At 37.4% G+C, this 20,013-nt stretch carries 15 protein-coding genes and 1 pseudogene; all 16 read left to right on the top strand.

The genetic code is table 11. From position 1 onward, the window contains the following. Nucleotides 1-30 precede the first annotated feature (30 nt). The 16 genes and pseudogenes from bshC to spoIIGA all read left to right on the top strand — a co-directional run bounded on the left by bshC (nucleotide 31) and on the right by spoIIGA (nucleotide 19,999). The gene (gene bshC / locus QRE67_RS18095) at nucleotides 31-1,647 is read left to right on the top strand and encodes a bacillithiol biosynthesis cysteine-adding enzyme BshC (RefSeq protein WP_286121614.1); all 1,617 of its coding nucleotides are present in this window, start codon (nucleotides 31-33) and stop codon (nucleotides 1,645-1,647) included. Nucleotides 1,648-2,055: 408 nt separating this feature from the next. Then, a complete protein-coding gene (rsmH, locus tag QRE67_RS18090; RefSeq protein WP_286121613.1) occupies nucleotides 2,056-2,988 on the top strand; it encodes a 16S rRNA (cytosine(1402)-N(4))-methyltransferase RsmH in 933 nt (310 codons plus the stop codon). A 15-nt stretch (nucleotides 2,989-3,003) separates the two neighbouring features. Continuing rightward, nucleotides 3,004-3,360 carry a cell division protein FtsL gene (gene ftsL, locus QRE67_RS18085; RefSeq protein WP_286121612.1) on the top strand — a complete coding sequence of 119 codons (357 nt, stop codon included), beginning with the start codon at nucleotides 3,004-3,006 and terminating at the stop codon, nucleotides 3,358-3,360. A gap of 17 nt (nucleotides 3,361-3,377) precedes the next feature. Next, on the top strand, nucleotides 3,378-5,546 hold the full coding sequence (locus QRE67_RS18080; protein ID WP_286121611.1) for a PASTA domain-containing penicillin-binding protein: 2,169 nt from the start codon (nucleotides 3,378-3,380) through the stop codon (nucleotides 5,544-5,546). Nucleotides 5,547-5,630: 84 nt separating this feature from the next. Next, on the top strand, nucleotides 5,631-7,547 hold the full coding sequence (locus tag QRE67_RS18075; protein ID WP_286121610.1) for a stage V sporulation protein D: 1,917 nt from the start codon (nucleotides 5,631-5,633) through the stop codon (nucleotides 7,545-7,547). 291 nt (nucleotides 7,548-7,838) lie between these two features. Beyond that, nucleotides 7,839-9,314, top strand: coding sequence for a UDP-N-acetylmuramoyl-L-alanyl-D-glutamate--2,6-diaminopimelate ligase (locus QRE67_RS18070; RefSeq protein ID WP_286121609.1), 1,476 nt, complete (start codon nucleotides 7,839-7,841; stop codon nucleotides 9,312-9,314). A 22-nt stretch (nucleotides 9,315-9,336) separates the two neighbouring features. Continuing rightward, entirely contained in the window at nucleotides 9,337-10,308 is a 972-nt protein-coding gene (gene mraY, locus QRE67_RS18065) for a phospho-N-acetylmuramoyl-pentapeptide-transferase (RefSeq protein ID WP_286121608.1), read from the top strand. Continuing rightward, nucleotides 10,309-11,661, top strand: coding sequence for a UDP-N-acetylmuramoyl-L-alanine--D-glutamate ligase (gene murD, locus QRE67_RS18060; protein WP_286121607.1), 1,353 nt, complete (start codon nucleotides 10,309-10,311; stop codon nucleotides 11,659-11,661). An 84-nt stretch (nucleotides 11,662-11,745) separates the two neighbouring features. Beyond that, on the top strand, nucleotides 11,746-12,843 hold the full coding sequence (gene spoVE / locus QRE67_RS18055; RefSeq protein ID WP_286121606.1) for a stage V sporulation protein E: 1,098 nt from the start codon (nucleotides 11,746-11,748) through the stop codon (nucleotides 12,841-12,843). Between the two features lie 107 nt (nucleotides 12,844-12,950). Then, nucleotides 12,951-14,054 (top strand): undecaprenyldiphospho-muramoylpentapeptide beta-N-acetylglucosaminyltransferase, encoded by a 1,104-nt coding sequence (gene murG / locus QRE67_RS18050; protein WP_286121605.1) that lies wholly within the window; start codon nucleotides 12,951-12,953, stop codon nucleotides 14,052-14,054. Nucleotides 14,055-14,104: 50 nt separating this feature from the next. Further along, nucleotides 14,105-15,010 carry a UDP-N-acetylmuramate dehydrogenase gene (gene murB / locus QRE67_RS18045; protein WP_286121604.1) on the top strand — a complete coding sequence of 302 codons (906 nt, stop codon included), beginning with the start codon at nucleotides 14,105-14,107 and terminating at the stop codon, nucleotides 15,008-15,010. A 98-nt stretch (nucleotides 15,011-15,108) separates the two neighbouring features. Continuing rightward, nucleotides 15,109-15,879: a cell division protein FtsQ/DivIB gene (locus tag QRE67_RS18040; RefSeq protein WP_286121603.1), complete on the top strand. Its 771-nt coding sequence runs from the start codon at nucleotides 15,109-15,111 to the stop codon at nucleotides 15,877-15,879. Between the two features lie 133 nt (nucleotides 15,880-16,012). Further along, nucleotides 16,013-16,090: pseudogene (locus QRE67_RS28935) on the top strand (small basic protein); the annotation flags it as partial. 192 nt (nucleotides 16,091-16,282) lie between these two features. Continuing rightward, nucleotides 16,283-17,584: a cell division protein FtsA gene (gene ftsA, locus QRE67_RS18035; RefSeq protein ID WP_286121602.1), complete on the top strand. Its 1,302-nt coding sequence runs from the start codon at nucleotides 16,283-16,285 to the stop codon at nucleotides 17,582-17,584. A 39-nt stretch (nucleotides 17,585-17,623) separates the two neighbouring features. After that, on the top strand, nucleotides 17,624-18,781 hold the full coding sequence (ftsZ, locus tag QRE67_RS18030) for a cell division protein FtsZ (protein WP_286121601.1): 1,158 nt from the start codon (nucleotides 17,624-17,626) through the stop codon (nucleotides 18,779-18,781). Between the two features lie 300 nt (nucleotides 18,782-19,081). Beyond that, nucleotides 19,082-19,999, top strand: a complete 918-nt coding sequence (gene spoIIGA, locus QRE67_RS18025) for a sigma-E processing peptidase SpoIIGA (RefSeq protein WP_286121600.1) — start codon at nucleotides 19,082-19,084, stop codon at nucleotides 19,997-19,999. The last annotated feature ends 14 nt before the right edge of the window (nucleotides 20,000-20,013 follow it).

The following is a 20,013-nucleotide window of genomic DNA, read 5'->3' as shown; positions in this document are numbered from 1 at the left end:
GAGAGAACAGGATATGAAAGGAAGAATTATATGGAAATAAAAGAAATCTCTGTTCCACTACAAGGTGTTGTAGCGGACTATATGAAAGATAGTAAAGAGATTCAAGCGTACTTTGATTATCCGTTGACAGAAGATGGATTTAGACAGCGGCTGCATGATTTACGTGATAAACAGTATTTCCGTCAAGATTTGGTGGCGCATTTATTACAATATAATACAAATTTGCATGCTGGAGACCATACACTTCGGAATATTCAAGCATTAGCAGATGAAAATACATATGTTGTTGTCGGAGGGCAGCAAGCGGGATTGTTAACTGGACCTCTTTATACAGTGCATAAAATTATCTCGATTCTACAGCTTGCTAAGGAAAAAGAAGCAACTTTAGGAGTTCGCGTTGTTCCTGTTTTTTGGATTGCTGGAGAAGATCATGATATTGATGAAATTAATCATGTGTTTGTAACAAAAAATAAAAAAATAAAAAAGACAATTTTTCATGATCGACATCCGAAAAATGCGAGTGCATCTGAATCTGCTCTTTCAATCGAAGATTGTAAAAAGTGGATAGAGGAAATTTTTAAAACGTACCCAGAAACGAATTTTACAAAGGATGTATTACAGTTTGTAGAAGATGCCCTGCAACAATCTCATACATATGTAGATTTCTTTGCGCGGCTCATTATGAAGTTGTTTGCAGATTCAGGTTTAATTCTTGTCGATTCTCATCATCCAGCACTAAGAAAATTGGAAGTTTCCTTTTTTAAACAAATCGTAAGCTGTTACAAAGAAGTGCAGGCTGGACTTCAGAATCAACAGCAGTTACTGAGAGAACAAGGGTATAAACCAATCATTGAAACGAAACATAGTGCAGTGCATATTTTTATGCAAATTGATCAAGAACGTGTGTTGTTAGAAGAAGAGAATGGCCAATTTGTTGGGAAAGATGGCGTATATTCGTTTTCATATGAAGAACTAATAGAGGAAATGGAAAAAAATCCGGAACGATTTAGCAATAATGTTGTGACAAGACCGCTTATGCAAGAATACGTATTTCCAACATTAGCGTTTATTGGAGGCCCGGGTGAAATTGCTTACTGGAGTGAATTGCAGCAAGTATTCCATGCGTTTGGTTTTCAAATGCCCCCGGTTGTTCCACGTCTCACAATTAGTTATATGGAGCGTGATATTGCAACGGATTTACAAGATTTACAATTACAAGAAAGTGATCCGTTTTTGAATGATATGGATATGCTTCGTGAAAAATGGCTTTCTAATCAAGGAGAAGAGCCGATTGATTGTCAATTTACAGAGGCGACAGAGAGAATAGTTGCGCTGCATACTTCTTTGCAACAATTTGTAAGTAAAGTAGATCCTGGGTTACAGCAATTTTCTAAAAAAAATGAACAAAAGATTATAGAGCAGCTGCAATTGTTAGAAAGAACGTTGAAACGAAATATTGAAAAAAAGCATGAGGTAGAGCTCAATAAATTCCGCCGTTTACAATATGCACTGCGTCCTTTAGGTGCACCGCAAGAGCGCGTATGGAATATATGTTATTACTTAAATCAGTTTGGTTTAGATTTTGTAGAACGAGTGATGAAGCAATCGTTCGCTTGGGATGGAAAACATCATATTATAAAACTGTAAAATCTTGCTCTTAGGAGCAGGATTTTATTTTTGTTTTGTGGAATTACCTGTAAAATCAATTCATTTCTTTTTGCGTAGTTTACCTTCAAAAAAGGATGCAAGTTCGATATTGACACCGAAAAAGCATGCATATGACAAAATAGAACAAAATGTAAACGTATTATTATGTTTTTCGACAGGTTTTTATGTAATTTACCGCAAAAGATGATAAAATTTAGTATATAATAAAGGGAAACTTCGATTAGTAGACATTTCATTTCTACTGACGATTAGTTGGATGAATCAAGTCTTTAGGGGGCATGATTTTCCCCTGACGATTTCTCGTAAAGTTGAGTTGGAAGTAGTATGGCTAACTAGAGCGGGAAGAGACGAATTCAACGTATTATTTTGCAAAAAGTAGGTGCAATAATGTTTAAACACGTAACAGTTCTTTTAAAAGAAACAGTAGATGGTTTGGATATAAAGCCGGGCGGTACATATGTAGATTGTACGCTGGGTGGAGGAGGACATAGTTCTTATTTATTATCCCAGCTAACAGCAGGAGGAAAGTTAATTGCATTTGATCAAGATGAGATTGCTATTCAAAATGCAAAAGAAAAATTTTCTTCTTATGGTGAACAATTTATAACAGTGAAAAGTAATTTTCGCTACCTGTCAGAAAAACTACATGAATTAGGAATTACAGAAGTAGATGGCATTCTATTCGATTTAGGAGTTTCATCCCCACAATTAGATACACCAGAACGTGGTTTTAGTTATCATCATGATGCGCCGCTAGATATGCGGATGGACCAAGATGCCCCATTAACGGCATATGACGTTGTAAATAGCTGGTCATATGAGCAACTCGTAAGAATCTTTTTCCAATATGGTGAAGAGAAATTTTCAAAGCAAATTGCAAGGAAAATAGAAGCGTATCGCGAGAACAAGTCGATTGAAACAACAGGGGAGTTAGTAGAATTAATTAAAGAAGGAATTCCAGCCCCAGCGCGTAGAACAGGTGGTCACCCTGCGAAACGAGTGTTCCAAGCAATCCGTATTGCGGTAAATGATGAATTGAAAGTGTTTGAGGAAGCACTGGAATCAGCGATTGAAATGATCAAGCCTGGTGGAAGAATTAGCGTCATTACATTCCACTCGTTAGAAGACCGTATTTGTAAAACGACATTTAAACGAAATAGTACGATACCAGATCTTCCACCAGGATTACCAATCATTCCTGATGAGTTTAAGCCGAAGTTAAAACTGATTACAAGAAAACCAATTTTACCTTCTGATTTAGAATTAGAAGAGAATAACCGAGCGCGCTCTGCGAAGTTACGAATTGCTGAAAAGCAATAAAAAGGAGAGAGAGGTATGACAAATTTAGCTGTAAAGTATAAACAACAACAAGAGCAAGTGCAGACTCAAGCTCCTCAGCAGATGGTACAACCTAATGTGAAAACAAAAATCACAAGAATTGAGAAGTTGTTGTATGTTGCTTTTATTGGCTTTTTATTATATGCCTGCGTTGCTTTTATTGGAAATAAAGCAGGTTTATACCAAGTTGACGCTGAAACAGCACAAATGGAGAGTACAATTGTTAAGCAACAAAAGACTAATCAAGAATTACAAGCTGAAGTGGAAAAGCTAAGCCGTTATGAACGTATCGCAGAAATCGCAAAAAAACACGGGCTAGAAATTAATGCGAATAATGTGAAAGGTCTAAATTAATATAGGTGTGAAGCAATATGAAGAGAAATATGAATAAATTTCATACTAATAAAGGAGCAGGTTACTTTATGATATTTTTCCTCCTGCTCTTTTTTCTGTTGTTAGCCCGTTTCTTTTTTATTCAAGCAACAGGAACAGTGCACGGTGAGGATTTAAAGAAACTTGCAAAAGAAAAACATAATAAAAGCGGTGTACTTGAGGCAAACCGTGGAACGATTTATGATCAAAATGGTCATGTGTTGGCTCAAGATGCGAATTCATATAAGATCGTGGCTGAGTTAAAAGGTGAAAAACCTGTAAAAGACAAACAGGATGCTGCTAATAAAATTGCAGGTGTACTTGGAAAGAACGAACAAGAGATTCTAGAGTATTTAAATAAAGATAAAAACCAAGTGGAGTTTGGATCGATAGGGAAAAACTTGACGAAAGAACAAAAAAAACAAATTGAAGATCTTGATATAGATGGCATTTCATTTGTTACGGAAAAAGCAAGAGTATATCCGAATGGAGACTTCGCTTCTTATGTATTAGGTTTTGCTAAACCTAATGATGTAGGGATTGCAGAAGGTAAATTTGGACTAGAAAAGAGCTTAGATAAATATTTACGTGCTTCGAATGGAAGCGTAGCATATACAGGAGATCGTAATGGTATTTCTCTTGAAGGTGGAAAAGCAGATGTAAAACCACCGAAAAATGGTGATAATGTGTATTTAACAATTGATCAGCGTATTCAAGGATTTTTAGAAGAGGCGATGGTAGAAGCTGATAAACATTATGAACCTTCTATGTTGATTGGAGTTGTAGCAGATCCAAAAACAGGAAAAATTTTAGGGATGTCGAGTCGACCGAGCTATGATCCAAATAAGCGTGATATCGAATACTTTTTAAATGATCCAATCGCAAATGCGTATGAACCAGGGTCAACGATGAAAATTTTTACATTAGCTGCCGCAATTAATGAGGGCGTATATAATGGACAGGATTATTATCAATCCGGTACATATGCAGTTGGTGATCGCATAATACGAGATCATAACAATGGTGCTGGATGGGGATCCATTACGTTTGATGAAGGTGTCGAGCGTTCCTCCAATGTTGCATTTGCAATTTTAGGAGATAAGAAACTGGGACCAGATCGTTTCCGTCAATACATTCAAAAATTTGGAATGGATGAAAAAACGCATATTGATTTGCCTGGTGAAGGTGAAAATACAATTTTGTTTGATAAACAAGTTGAGCAAGTGACAACAGCGTTTGGGCAAGGGTCTACTGTTACACCAATGCAGCTTGTACAAGCTGCGACAGCAATTGCAAATGATGGGAAAATGATGAAGCCATATACAATTGATCGCATTGTAGATCCAACAAATAATAAAGTCACATTGCAGCATAAACCAGAAGAAGTAGGACAGCCGATTACAAAAGAAACAGCTGCACAAGTAAGACAACTATTAGAGCGCGTTGTTACATCGCCAAAAGGAACAGGGAATGCGTACAAAATTGATGGGTACTCTGTCGGAGGGAAAACCGGGACAGCACAAATTCCAAATGGAAAAGGCGGATATATGACTGGAAGAGAAAATTACATTTTCTCATTCCTTGGTATGGCCCCTATGGATGACCCGCAGTTAATCGTATACTTGGCAATTAAACAACCGAAGCTGAAAGATAACGAGTACGGAGCACAGCCGCTTGCAGAAATGTTTAAATCTGTAACGAAAAATAGTTTAGAGTATTTGAAAATTAAACCGCATGAAGTGAAAGAGCCGAAGAAATATGTAAAACAGCAGCAAGCTACGGTTCCTGATGTACTTGGAAAATCGATGGAAGAAGCGAAAGCGACGTTAGAAAAAGCGAAATTCCGTCCGATTATTTTAGGTGAAGGAAAAGTGAAACAACAGGTGCCGAAAGCGACTGAAAAAACATTGAAGGGCGATCGAATCTTCTTAGTGGGAGATAACCCGGTTATGCCAAACGTACAAGGGTGGGCACTTCGTGATGTTATGAATTTAGCGAAAACGTTAAATCTTAATTTGACACCGTCTGGAACAGGATATGTGACAGAACAAAGTGTGGCGGAAGGAACGCCGCTGCAAGAAGGCACGGAATTAGACGTAACATTAGTGCCGCCGCTTGAGCCACAGCAAGAGGCTGAGAAAGAAGCCGAGAAAGAAGAAGGTACGTAATGTGAGGAGAATCAAGAGGTTCTAATGGAACAAGTACAAGCATATATTGGAACAAGCTAGGCGTAAAGGAGGGCTTGTTCCGATATGCGTGTATCGAATGTAACTGTTAGGAAGAGACTTATTTTTGTGCTTGTATCAGGTATACTCATTTTTACGATTATTGATATTCGCCTTGGGTATGTACAGTTTTTTCTTGGGAATATGTTAACAGATCGTGCGAAAGATTCGTGGAGTCGTAATATTACCTTCGAACCTGAACGAGGGAAAATTTTAGATCGAAATGGTGTGGAGCTTGCAACAAATAAAAGTGCACCAACTGTCTTTGTTGTACCGAGGCAAATCGAAAAACCAGCAGAGACTGCAGAGAAGTTAGCTGCAGTTTTAGGTGTGGAAAAAGAGGAAATTTATGGTCGTATTACAAAAAAGTCATCTATTGTAAGGTTAGATAAAGGCGGAAGGAAAATTTCGCATGATAAAGCAAAGGAAGTGCGAGCGTTAAGTTTAAAAGGGGTTTATATTGCCGAAGATTCTATTCGACATTATCCATTTGGAAAATATTTATCACATGTATTAGGTTTTGCCGGCATTGATAATCAAGGTCTTATGGGATTAGAACTGAATTATGATAAAGAGTTAAATGGTGATAAAGGACACGTTCGCTTCTTTGCAGATGCAAAAGGACAACGAATGCCGAATATTGGTGATGATTTCAAAGAACCGGAGGATGGCTTGGATTTAAAATTAACAATTGATGCTCGTGTTCAAACGATCATGGAACGAGAACTCAATATTGCAGAAGCGACATATAATCCAGATGGCATGGTTGCGATTGCCATGAATCCGAAGAATGGTGAAATTTTAGGGATGTCTAGTCGACCAAGTTTTGATCCGGCAGACTTCAAGAGTGTTTCCCCAGAAGTGTTTAACCGAAACTTGCCTGTATGGAGTACATATGAGCCGGGATCGACATTTAAAATTATTACATTGGCAGCTGCTTTGAATGAAAATTTAGTAGACTTAGAGAAAGATACGTTTTATGATGATGGAGCAGCTGAAGTCGATGGAGCCAGATTACGTTGTTGGAAAGCTGGTGGGCATGGCAGCCAGACCTTTTTAGAAGTCGTTCAAAATTCTTGTAACCCAGGATTTATTGAACTGGGGGACCGTCTAGGGAAAGAAAAGTTATTTCAATATATTCGTGATTTTGGATTTGGACAAAAGACAGGAATTGACTTGCAAGGAGAAGGCAGAGGGATTTTATTCGACTTAAAAAAAGTTGGGCCAGTTGAACAAGCAACAACTTCTTTTGGGCAAGGGGTATCTGTTACACCGATTCAACAAGTTGCTGCGGTGGCAGCGGCTGTAAATGGGGGAACATTATACCAACCGTACATTGCGAAAGAGTTTGTTGATCCATCGAATAAACAAGTTGTGAGTAAGAAAACGCCGGTAACGAAGAAAACGGTTATTTCCAAGGAAACATCAGAAAAAGTTCGTTATGCGCTAGAGAATGTTGTAGCGAAAGGTTCTGGTAAAGGAGCTTATATTGATGGCTACCGCGTTGGTGGGAAAACTGGAACAGCTCAAAAAGTAAAAGATGGAAAATACTTAGATAATAACTATATTGTGTCGTTTATTGGATTTGCTCCAGCAGATGATCCTCAAATTGTTGTATATGTTGCTGTTGATAACCCGAAAGGGATTACGCAATTTGGTGGTGTTGTCGCTGCTCCAATCGTTGGAAATATTCTTCGTGATGCACTTCCTGTTATGGGGGTAGAACCGCGGAAAGAACAGATTGAAAAAGAATTCAAATGGGGCGACACACCTACAATAGAAGTTCCTAATTTAGTGGGAATGAAGAAAAAAGATTTACAAACACAGCTTGTAGATTTACAGCTCGATGCAAGCGGTGAAGGAGAGAAAATTATTGAACAATCTCCAAAGCCAGGTACCAAAGTAAAAGAAGGCTCAAAAATTCGAATTTACTTCGGTAATTAAGAGTAAGGGATTGTATTTTATGATACAATTGGTGGAAGTTGAGTCAATATATGTTTTCATAGAAATTTGGTTTCTATGAAACAAGAATGTATCTCTCCTAAAAATAAGAGATAAAGTGAACATTCCGTCAGTTGAGACTATATTTTTCACTGATGGAGGAGCCTGATTCATTGGGCTATTAGGGAAGTTTCCCCCGTCTTGCTTCTATGTGTTTCTTTATGAACTTAAGATGGGGGAACTTACTACCCATTCAGTAGGGTATAAATAAACAAGTAGAGAGGATTTAGTGAAATGAAGTTGCACACACTTGTATCATGTTTGCATGATTTTCCAGTTGTTCCAAAAGAAAACCCAGAAATTACATCCATTGAAGCAGATTCACGTAAAGTGACAAATGGAAGTGTATTTGTATGTATGAAAGGGTATACGGTTGATAGCCATGAATTTGCTAAGCAAGCAGCCGCGCAAGGTGCGGCTGCTATTGTTGCGGAAAGACCGATTGATGTTGACGTTCCAGTTGTACTTGTGAAAAATACCTTTCGTTCGTTAGCTGTTTTAGCTGATTATTTTTACGAGCAGCCAACGCACAAATTACATTTAATTGGGATTACAGGTACAAATGGAAAGACAACAACATCGCATATTGTGGATGAAATTATGCGAGCACACGGTCATAAAACAGGGCTGATTGGAACGATTAATATGAAAATCGGTGATGAAACAATTGAGGTGAAAAATACAACGCCAGATGCACTGACGCTTCAACAAACGTTTCATCGCATGGTTGAGCAAAATGTGAATAGTGCAGTGATGGAAGTTTCTTCACATGCATTGCACCTTGGTCGTGTACATGGCTGTGATTATGATGTTGCAGTATTTACAAATTTAACACAAGATCATTTAGATTATCATAAGACAATGGAAGAATATAAGCATGCGAAAGGTTTGCTTTTTGCGCAGCTTGGTAATAGTTATCATCATAATCGTGAAAAGTATGCTGTATTAAATCGTGATGATGAAGCAGCTGAAGACTATATGAGAAGTACTGCTGCCACTGTTATTACGTATGGTATTGATACGCAAAGTGATATTATGGCAAAAGATATTCAGATGACAAGTGGAGGTACAACATTCAATCTTGTTACGCCTAATGAAAGCACTAAAATTACAATGAAATTAATCGGAAAGTTTAATGTATATAATGTATTAGCAGCAACAGCAGCAGCTCTTGTCTCCGGTGTGTCTTTACAAACAGTTATTGATGTTGTGACAGATTTAAAGGGAGTTCCAGGACGCTTTGAAGTTGTTGATGGAGGGCAGAATTTTACAGTTATTGTAGATTATGCACATACACCAGACAGTTTAGAAAATGTATTAACGACAGCGAAGCAATTTGCAAAAGGGAATATTTATTGTATCGTTGGTTGCGGTGGGGACCGTGATCGTACGAAAAGGCCAATTATGGCAAGTGTTGCGGCGGAGTATGCAACGCATGCAATTTATACATCCGACAATCCAAGAAGTGAAGATCCAAAAGCAATTTTGGATGATATGTTAACAGGTGCAAAAGGGAATAATTATGAAGTAATTGTCGATCGGAAAGAAGCTATTTTCTATGTGGTTTCAGAAGCACAAGCAGAAGACATTATCATTATTGCTGGAAAAGGCCATGAAACATATCAAATTATTGGAAAAGAAGTACATCATTTTGACGATCGTGAAGTTGCCCAAGAGGCGATTGCACAACGTTTAAGCCGCAAAGAGTAACAACATGAGAGGGGGACTACATGTGCTTGAACAAGGTTTATTAATAACGGCTGGGGTAGCATTCTTAATTTCTGTTGCCCTTTCGCCATTGTTTATTCCATTTTTACGTCGTTTAAAGTTTGGACAGAGCATTCGTGATGAAGGTCCAAAATCACATCAAAAGAAATCAGGAACGCCGACCATGGGCGGGATTGTCATTTTTGTTTCCATCATGGTTACATCAATTATCATGATGTTTAAGTTTGAAAAAAGTTCAGATACGTACTTATTGCTTCTCGTTACATTTGGGTATGGATTAATTGGTTTTCTGGATGATTATATTAAAGTTGTTAAAAAAAGAAATCTCGGTTTAACATCAAAACAAAAATTAGTAGCACAGCTCTTTATTGCAGTAGCGTTCTTTATTATTGCAATTGGCCAAGGCTTCGACACGCATATAATGATTCCAGGAACAGAGGTCAAATTTGATTTACACTGGACATATTTTATTCTTGTTCTTTTTATGCTAATTGGGGGATCGAATGCGGTCAATTTAACCGATGGCTTAGACGGGTTATTATCAGGAACAGCGGCAATTGCATTTGGAGCATTTAGTATTATTGCAGTGGCTCAAGACCAATATGCGATAGCTATTTTCTGCATGTCAGTTGTAGGAGCTGTACTTGGATTTTTAGTGTTTAACGCAAATCCTGCTAAAGTATTTATGGGAGATACTGGTTCTCTTGCTTTAGGTGGTGCAATAGCTGCTGTGGCCATTTTATTAAAACAAGAGTTATTACTCGTTGTAATTGGTGGCGTGTTTGTAATGGAAACTTTATCTGTTATCATTCAAGTTATTTCATTTAAAACGACAGGAAAGCGTGTCTTTAAGATGAGCCCGCTGCATCATCATTATGAATTATGTGGTTGGTCAGAATGGCGTGTTGTTGTGACGTTCTGGTCTGTAGGGTTCTTATTAGCAGTATTAGGAATTTATATCGGGGTGTGGATGTAATTGAAAACTGTAACTGACTATCAAAATAAAAATATTCTTGTATTAGGTATTGCAAAAAGTGGTTATGCAGCAGCAACCTTATTAAAAAGCTTAGGAGCAAATGTCATTGTAAATGACGGAAAGCCATTAGCTGACAATGTGTTAGCTGCAGAACTACAAGCGAAAGGGATGGACGTTGTCTGCGGCGGTCATCCATTAGAGCTATTAGAAAAAAATATTTCACTTGTTGTAAAAAATCCAGGAATTCCATATTCCAACCCATTGCTTGTTGTTGCAAAAGAAAAACAAATTCCAATTGTGACAGAAGTGGAGCTAGCGTATCGCATTTCAGCAGCACCGTTTATTGGAATTACGGGATCTAACGGAAAAACAACAACGACAACATTAACGTTTGAAATGTTACAAGAAGGACAAAAACACCCTGTTATTGCTGGGAATATTGGGACTGTCGCATGCGAAGTAGCGCAGCAAGCGAAAGAAAATGAAGTAATTGTAACCGAGCTTTCTTCGTTTCAGTTAATGGGAGTAGAAATGTTCCAACCGAAAATTGCAGCATTTTTAAATCTGTTTGAAGCACATTTAGATTATCATGGTACGAAGAAAGAGTATGGTTTGGCAAAAGCGAATATTTTCAAAAACCAAACTGACACAGATTATAGTGTAATTAATGCGGATGATGCGGATGTAATGGCACTATCAGCAAATAGTAAAGGACAAAAAGTGTTCTTCTCAACTTCAAAAGTGATTGAAGACGGTGCATATATAAATGAGGATGCTCTTTACTTTAAAGGTGAGAAAGTCATTGATGTTCAAGATATCGTTTTACCTGGTAAGCATAATTTAGAGAACATTTTAGCTGCGATGAGTATAGCGAAATTACTGGGTGTGGCAAATGAAGCGATTATTGCGGTGTTGAAACGTTTTGCAGGTGTAAAACATCGTTTAGAATATGTGACAACAATTAAAAATCGTAAGTTTTATAACGATTCAAAAGCAACAAATATGTTAGCAACAGAAAAGGCGTTATCTGCATTCTCGCAACCTGTTATTTTACTAGCTGGTGGCCTTGATCGCGGAAATGAATTTGATGATCTAATTCCTTATTTGGGGCATGTAAAAGTATTACTAACATTTGGACAAACGGCACCGAAATTAGTAAAAGCTGCTGAAAAAGCTGGAATAGATAAAATTGAAAGTGTCGATAATGTAGAAGAAGCTGTAGAAAAAGCGTACGCTCTTTCTATAGATGGAGATGTTATTCTTCTTTCACCAGCATGTGCAAGCTGGGATCAATTTAAAACCTTCGAAGAAAGAGGAGACATTTTTATACAAGCTGTGCATAGACTAATATAAAGTGAAACAAAACATCAGTAGGCTAACACCTACTGATGTTTTGTTACATGGAAATAAATGCTTCTTTAAAAGAGGTGATGTTCATTGCCAGTAAAGAAAACGCCTGACTTTATTCTCATTATCGTTACCTTATTATTGTTAACGATTGGAATGATTATGGTCTACAGTGCAAGCGCTGTTTGGGCCTCCTATAAGATGGGTGACTCATTCTTTTTTGCAAAACGACAACTATTATTTGCTGGGCTTGGTGTAGTCGCAATGTTTTTTATTATGAAAATTGACTATTGGGTGTGGCGTACCTATTCAAAAGTTATTTTACTCATCTGTTTTATTCTGCTCATTCTTGTCTTGATTCCAGGGGTTGGACTAGTACGAGGCGGAGCACGAAGTTGGATTGGAATCGGAGCGTTTTCAATTCAACCCTCAGAATTTATGAAATTTGCGATGATTATTTTTTTAGCGAAATTTTTATCAGAAAAGCAAAAAATGATTACGTCTTTTAAAAAGGGATTGCTTCCAGCACTTGGTTTTGTGTTTGTTGCTTTTGGCATGATCATGTTGCAACCAGATCTTGGTACAGGAACGGTAATGGTTGGAACGTGTGTTGTGATGATTTTTATTTCAGGAGCACGTGTTTTCCATTTTGCAATGTTAGGATTAGCAGGATTAGCTGGATTTGTGGGACTTATTGCCTCTGCACCGTACCGAATGAAACGAATTACATCCTATTTGGATCCGTGGGCGGATCCACTCGGTAGTGGGTTTCAGATTATTCAATCATTACTTGCGATTGGACCAGGTGGTTTGTTTGGTCTTGGCCTTGGACAAAGTAGGCAAAAATTTCTTTATTTACCGGAGCCACAAACTGACTTTATTTTTGCTATTTTATCCGAAGAATTAGGTTTTATTGGTGGGTCGTTTGTGTTATTATTATTTAGTCTGTTATTATGGCGTGGGATTCGTATAGCATTAGGAGCGCCTGATTTATATGGTACTTTTTTAGCAGTAGGTATTGTGGCGATGATTGCGATTCAAGTGATGATTAATGTTGGTGTTGTAACAGGATTGATGCCTGTTACAGGAATTACTTTGCCATTTTTCAGTTATGGTGGGTCAAGTTTGACCTTGATGCTAATGGCGGTTGGAGTATTGTTAAATATAAGTCGTCACTCTCGCTACTAAACCCTGTTTATATGACAGGGTTTTTCGTGTGTCAAAAACGGAAATTATATCATTGGTATATGAATAAATGAAGATGAAATTAGAACAGAGAAGCGGAGGAATTTGTAGTGCGAGTATTAGTCAGTGGTGGTGGAACAGGTGGTCATATTTATCCAGCCCTTGCTTTAATTAGAGAAATAAAAAAACTACATCCTGAAGCACGGTTTTTATACATTGGTACAGAAAATGGACTAGAGAGCACGATAGTTCCAAAAGCAGGAATACCGTTTCAATCTATTGTCATTAGTGGATTTAAACGTAAATTATCCTTGGATAATGTGAAAACAGTGATGCGTTTTCTAAAAGGTGTGCAAGATAGTAAACGTTATATTCGTCGTTTTAATCCAGATGTGGTCATTGGAACAGGTGGCTATGTATGTGGACCGGTCGTATATGCGGCAGCAAAATTAGGTATTCCAACAATTGTACATGAGCAAAACAGTGTACCTGGCGTGACAAATAAATTTTTAAGCCGTTATGTGGATAAAGTAGCTGTTTGTTTTGAAGCAGCATCCGAACATTTTCCACAATCTAAAGTTGTCATGACCGGAAATCCACGTGCATCAGAAGTAATGAACCAAAACGGTATGAAAGGGAAGCGATCTGTTGGATTATCCCTTTCTAAAAAATCCGTACTTATTTTTGGGGGAAGCCGCGGAGCAAGGCCACTTAATGATGCATTTATAGAAGCAATTGAACAATTTGGTAACAAAAATTATGAAGTATTGTATATCACAGGTGAAGTGCATTATGATAAAGTAATGGAGGCTGTGAAACAAAAAGGGAATCCAAACAATGTAATCATTAAACCGTTTATTCATAACATGCCAGAGGTTCTTACTGGTGTGGACCTTGTTGTTTCACGTGCTGGGGCCACAACACTAGCAGAGTTGACGGCACTCGGAAAACCAAGTATTTTAATTCCGAGCCCTTATGTGACAAATAACCATCAAGAAAAAAATGCAAGCTCTGTTGTTGATAAGGGAGCAGCTAAAATGCTTCTTGAAAAAGATTTAACAGCTGAAACCCTTCTTCATGATATCGATGAAATTTTATTAGATACACAAATATTACAAAATATGAAACTAGCTGCTAAGCAGTTAGGAATTCCGGATGCAGCAAATAGGTTATTTGAAGTGATGAAAAAGCTTGTACAAAATAACGTTAGGTGAATGCCCTGCATACTACTGTAATACGGAGATTTAATATGGGGGAGATCATCATGAAACAATTAGCAAAAGAACTGATGGAAGCAGAAGTTGGTAAAGTGTTAGAGAATGAATCGTTAGCTCGTTATACAACTATGAAAATAGGCGGACCAGCTGACATTCTAATTGTGCCAAGCAGCGTTGCTAGTGTGGAGAAGGCTTTAGAACTAGTGGGAAAATACAAAACAAAGTGGACAGCAATTGGACGTGGTTCCAATCTTCTCGTATCGGACAAAGGAATTGAAGGTGTTGTGATTCGTCTAGGAGAAGGATTAGATCATCTAGAAGTGGAAGGAACAACTGTACGAGTAGGAGGAGGCTATCCTCTTATTAAGCTGTCTACATTACTTAGTCGTCAAGGATTATCAGGATTAGAATTTGCTAGTGGTATTCCAGGAAGTGTCGGCGGGGCTGTATATATGAATGCTGGTGCACATAAATCTGATGTATCAGAAATTTTGACGAAAGCCCGTATTATGTTTGAAGATGGTACAATTGCATGGATAACAAAAGAAGAGTTGGAATTCTCTTACCGTACTTCTATTTTACAAACAAAACGTCCTGGGATTGTATTAGAAGCAGAATTGAGGTTAAAAGAAGGAAATCGTGAAGAGATTGTTGGCGTAATGCAGAAAAACAAAGACTATCGCCGTGAGACACAACCATGGAATCATCCGTGTGCAGGTAGTATTTTTAGAAATCCACTACCTAATTTTGCTGGAGATTTAGTAGAAAAAGCTGGCTTACGCGGTCATCAAATCGGTGGGGCGAAAATTTCTGAAATGCATGGGAACTTTATTGTCAATGCAGGATCAGCATCAGCGCAAGATGTACTAGATTTAATTGCATTTGTCAAAAAAACAATTAAAGAAAAATTTGATATAGATCTGTATACAGAAGTAGAAATCATTGGAAGATAACTGTTGTCTGTTCCGCTCATTATCATTTATGATATAATAAGAAGATAAGAACGGCATGCGTAACATGCCGTTCTTTATGTTACATAGGGGGATCGTACATGAAAAATAGTAAAGTTATTAAACTACAAGATCGTGTACCAAAATTAAAAAATCAAAAGAAAAAGAACAAAAAGCCAGTCAATAATCGATTAATTTTATATGTATCGGTTTTATTTTTATTAGTACTTTTTTTAATTTATTTTCGGTCTCCACTGAGTAATATAAAAAAGATAACGGTTCTTGGGAATCACTATATGACAGATGAACAAGTAATGAAGGAATCTGGAATTACATATGAAACAAGTTATTTTCGGGTGACGGCACATAAAGCGGAAAAAAATTTAACGAAACGAAAAGAAATTAAGAAAGTAAATGTCAAAAAACGTTTCCCAAATAAAATTGATATCCAAATTGAAGAATATGTAACGATCGGTTATATGAACAAAGAGGGCCAATTGCAACCGCTTTTAGAAAATGGTAAAACGCTTGAGGTATTCCCTAATGGAAAATTACCTGTTGCTGCTCCGATTTTCGCACCGTTTGAAGAGAAAAAAATGAAAGAGCTCATTGCTGAATTGGAAAAATTAACACCGACTATTCTTCGCTCCATTTCTGAAATTCATTATGCGCCGACGAATTCGAATGAAGATCATCTTACGCTGTATATGAATGAGGGCTATGAGGTCAGCACGACCATTCAGGATTTTGCAAAGCGTATGGAAGCGTACCCGCTTATTATAAAAAATATAGAACCAAATAGAAAAGCACTGGTGGATTTAGAAGTTGGTGCATTCATTAAATATTTAGATGAGGAAGAAAAAAAACAGTAGAATAGTGTGTAAGTTTCTTTTTAAATATTACACCGATACACGTGTGCTCACTCTCTTGTACATTTATTTATACTGATAATCAATTAGGTGAAAAATATCCAAATTTTCTTCGATTCATGTAAGGATTGATACAAGTTTAGCTTTTCTACAAGTACATCTTAGTGTAGACTTATATTTGACGGTAATCTTTGCGTTTGAAGTAGAATTATTTTAAAATAAAGCAGTCATTCACGGATTACTGCTATATAGATGAGTGAATGTTAAATAAAAATAAGAAAAATATAGGGTTAAAAAAGGGAAACGCATAAAGACGTTGAATATTTTTCTTATAATATAGTAAAGCTGCGATTGTTGTTCCATATATTGAATTGTATGGTATAAATAAAGAAGGAGGTGCCAAAGAATGAACAGCAATGAAATATATGTTAGTCTTGACATCGGTACATCCAATGTTAAAGTCATCATTGGCGAAATGGTTAATGATGGTTTGAACATTATTGGTGTTGGAAACGTAAAATCAAATGGTTTGAAAAAGGGCTCCATTGTTGACATAGACGAGACTGTTCGATCAATTAAAAAAGCAATTGAACAAGCTGAACGTATGGTGGGGATTCATATTGAACACGTTGTTGTAGGTGTCAATGCCAACCAAGTACAGCTTCTTCCTTGTCACGGAGTAGTCGCTGTTTCAAACGAAGATCGTGAAATCGGAAATGAAGATGTCTTACGCGTTTTGGATGCAGCACAAGTCGTATCGATTGCTCCTGAACGTGAATTTATTGATGTGGTACCTCGACAGTTCATTGTAGACGGTCTTGACGAAATTAACGATCCACGCGGGATGATCGGTGTAAGGTTAGAAATGGAAGGTACATTAATTACAGGCTCTAGAACGTTATTACATAATTTACTTCGCTGTGTAGAAAAAGCGGGCCTCGAAATTGTTGATATTTGTCTGCAACCATTAGCTGCCGCAACGGTTGCTTTATCTTCTGATGAGAAAAATAGAGGGGTTGCTCTTGTTGATATTGGAGGAGGTTCTACAACCTTATCAATTTTTCAGGATGGAGAGTTACAAGTAACGAGTGTATTGCCAATAGGTGGAGATCATATAACAAAAGATATAGCCATTGGATTGAAAACTTCAACAGAGAATGCTGATCAAATTAAGCTGAAATATGGACATGCTTTTTATGACACTGCATCTGAAGAAGAGGTATTCGCGGTTTCTATTATGGGAAACGATCAAACAGAACAATATTCTCAATTAGAATTATCTGATATTATTGAGGCACGCGTAGAGGAAATTTTGATGCTTATTCAAGATGAAGTAAGTAAACTAGGAGTAAAACATGTAGCGTCTGGTTATGTACTTACTGGTGGTATTGCTTCTATGCCCGGTGTTCTTGATCTTGCATATGATATTCTAAATGAAAATGTTCGTATAGCAACACCAGATTATATTGGCGTTCGTGAACCCCAATATACAATTGGAGTTGGATTAATTAAACATTCATATCAAAAGGCTAAATTGCGAGGGAAAAGTGTGCAGGACAAGCAAGAGCATTTTGAACCTGTACCAGCGCCAGTTCCGGTACAGCAGCAGCCTATGAAACAAAAAAATCGTAATCAAAACAATAATAATGAAAATGATGAACGCATGATGTCAAAAGTAAAACGTGTATTCCGATATTTATGGGATTAAAATTGGACACGAAAAATGAGGTTCTAGGGGGATTTCGACATGTTAGAGTTTGATACTACTCAAGATCAATTAGCGAGTATAAAGGTTATCGGTGTCGGTGGTGGCGGAAATAACGCCGTAAACCGTATGATTGAGCACGGCGTACAAGGTGTAGACTTTATCGCTGTGAATACTGATGCACAAGCATTAAATTTATCAAAAGCTGAAACAAAAATGCAAATCGGTGGAAAATTAACACGCGGACTTGGTGCCGGTGCGAACCCTGAAGTAGGGAAAAAAGCTGCTGAAGAAAGTAAAGAACAAATCCAAGAGGCACTTCGCGGTGCAGATATGGTGTTCGTAACAGCTGGTATGGGCGGTGGCACTGGTACAGGTGCAGCTCCAGTTGTCGCACAAGTTGCAAAAGAGTTAGGAGCATTAACAGTTGGTGTTGTAACGCGCCCATTTACATTTGAAGGTCGCAAACGTGCAACACAAGCTGCAACTGGTATTGCGGCATTTAAAGAAAATGTAGATACATTAATCGTAATTCCAAATGATCGCTTACTAGAAATCGTTGATAAAAATACACCGATGCTTGAAGCATTCCGTGAAGCGGATAACGTATTACGTCAAGGTGTTCAAGGTATTTCTGATTTAATTGCTACACCTGGTCTCATTAACTTAGACTTTGCAGACGTAAAAACAATTATGTCTAACAAAGGTTCTGCTTTAATGGGTATCGGTTTTGGTAGTGGCGAAAATCGTGCTGCAGAAGCGGCGAAACGCGCAATTTCTAGTCCGTTACTAGAAACATCTATTGATGGTGCACAAGGTGTTATTATGAACATTACAGGAGGCACGAACTTAAGCTTATATGAAGTACAAGAAGCAGCAGATATTGTAGCTTCAGCTTCAGACCCAGAAGTAAATATGATTTTCGGTTCTGTAATTAATGAAAGCTTAAAAGATGAAATTGTTGTAACTGTAATTGCAACGGGTTTTGATGATAGCATTTCAATTCAGCCACCAAAACCATTTGTGCGTCCTACTACTTCTACAAATCATGCACAGCAACAGCAACCGGTTGCTCAACCACAAAAACAACGTGAAGTAAAGCGTGAAGTGAAACGTGAAGAGCCGATTGCACATGATCGTAATACAGATTCGGATGACATTGATATTCCAGCATTTTTACGTAACCGTCGTAGACGATAAAAGAATATTGCGCTAAAACAAAGAAGAATATAGCGTGCTGTTTAACATGAAAAAGAAGACCTTGTAAGAGGTCTTCTTTTTTTATCCCGCTATTCGCGGGCAGTAAGACCCCACCTCAAGATTCAGAGAGAAACAAAGAAGATAGGTGGAGGATGAAGAAAACCTCCACTGAGAATTAGCCTTCACGACAGATTATGTCTAGAAACCACAAAATAACAAAAAAACCCCTCCGCAAATTGACACACTTTCCTATTGGATATGCTTTATACTAGTCTCAACTTATAAAAAGAGGTGAACTGTTTGGTTGTTTACGCCGACATTGTTTGGTTGTTAAACCTCTGTATTGATTTTCTTTTACTTTTACTAACTGCAACTGTATTAAAAAAGAAGGTCAAAAGATGGAGGCTTGTACTGGGGGCATGTATTGGTTCAACAATTGTTATCTTTGCCTTTACACCTTTGGCAGCTACTATGACACATCCAATCATGAAACTGCTGTATTCATTACTCATCGTGTATGCGGCATTTGGGTTTACTACTTTTCGAGATTATATACAAACGGTCTTCACCTTTTATTTTGTGACATTTATGGTAGGTGGCGGATTAATTGGAACTCATTTTTTTCTTCAAACAAATGAGATGGTAAATGGGCTTATTTCTACAAAATCAATTTCCTATGGTGATTCGGTGAGCTGGATTTTTGTTATCTTTGGATTTCCAATTATCTACTACTTTTCAAAAAAACGCATTGCAAATGTTGAAGTGACAAAAATTCATTATGAACAAATTGTAAAAGTGAATATTAAACTAGCTGAAAATGAAATTGAACTAGATGGATTGATTGATAGTGGAAATCAACTTCATGATCCTTTAACGAAAACACCTGTTATGATTATGCATGTTTCATCATTAGAGCATTGTTTACCAAAATGGTTAACAGAACAAATTTATGTAAAAACAGAGATTCCACAAATTCCAGAAACGGATTCAGGGTGGGCAACCAGGCTGCGCTTAATCCCATTCCGGGCCGTAGGGGTGGATCATCAATTTTTATGGGCGATTAAGCCGGATAGCGTTCAAATTCATCATGAAGGCAGCGATATGATTGTAAGTAAAGTATTAATCGGATTAAATACACAGCAATTGTCTGCAAACGGAGAATATCAATGCATCATACACCCAAAAATGTTGATATCACAAAAAGTAACAATTGCTTAATAATGAGAGGTGGG

Source organism: Bacillus sp. DX3.1 (genome assembly GCF_030292155.1).
Taxonomy (GTDB): Bacteria; Bacillota; Bacilli; order Bacillales; family Bacillaceae_G; genus Bacillus_A.
The sequence above is the reverse complement of the archived record's forward strand: the minus strand, read 5'-3'. Positions and strand labels throughout refer to the sequence as shown.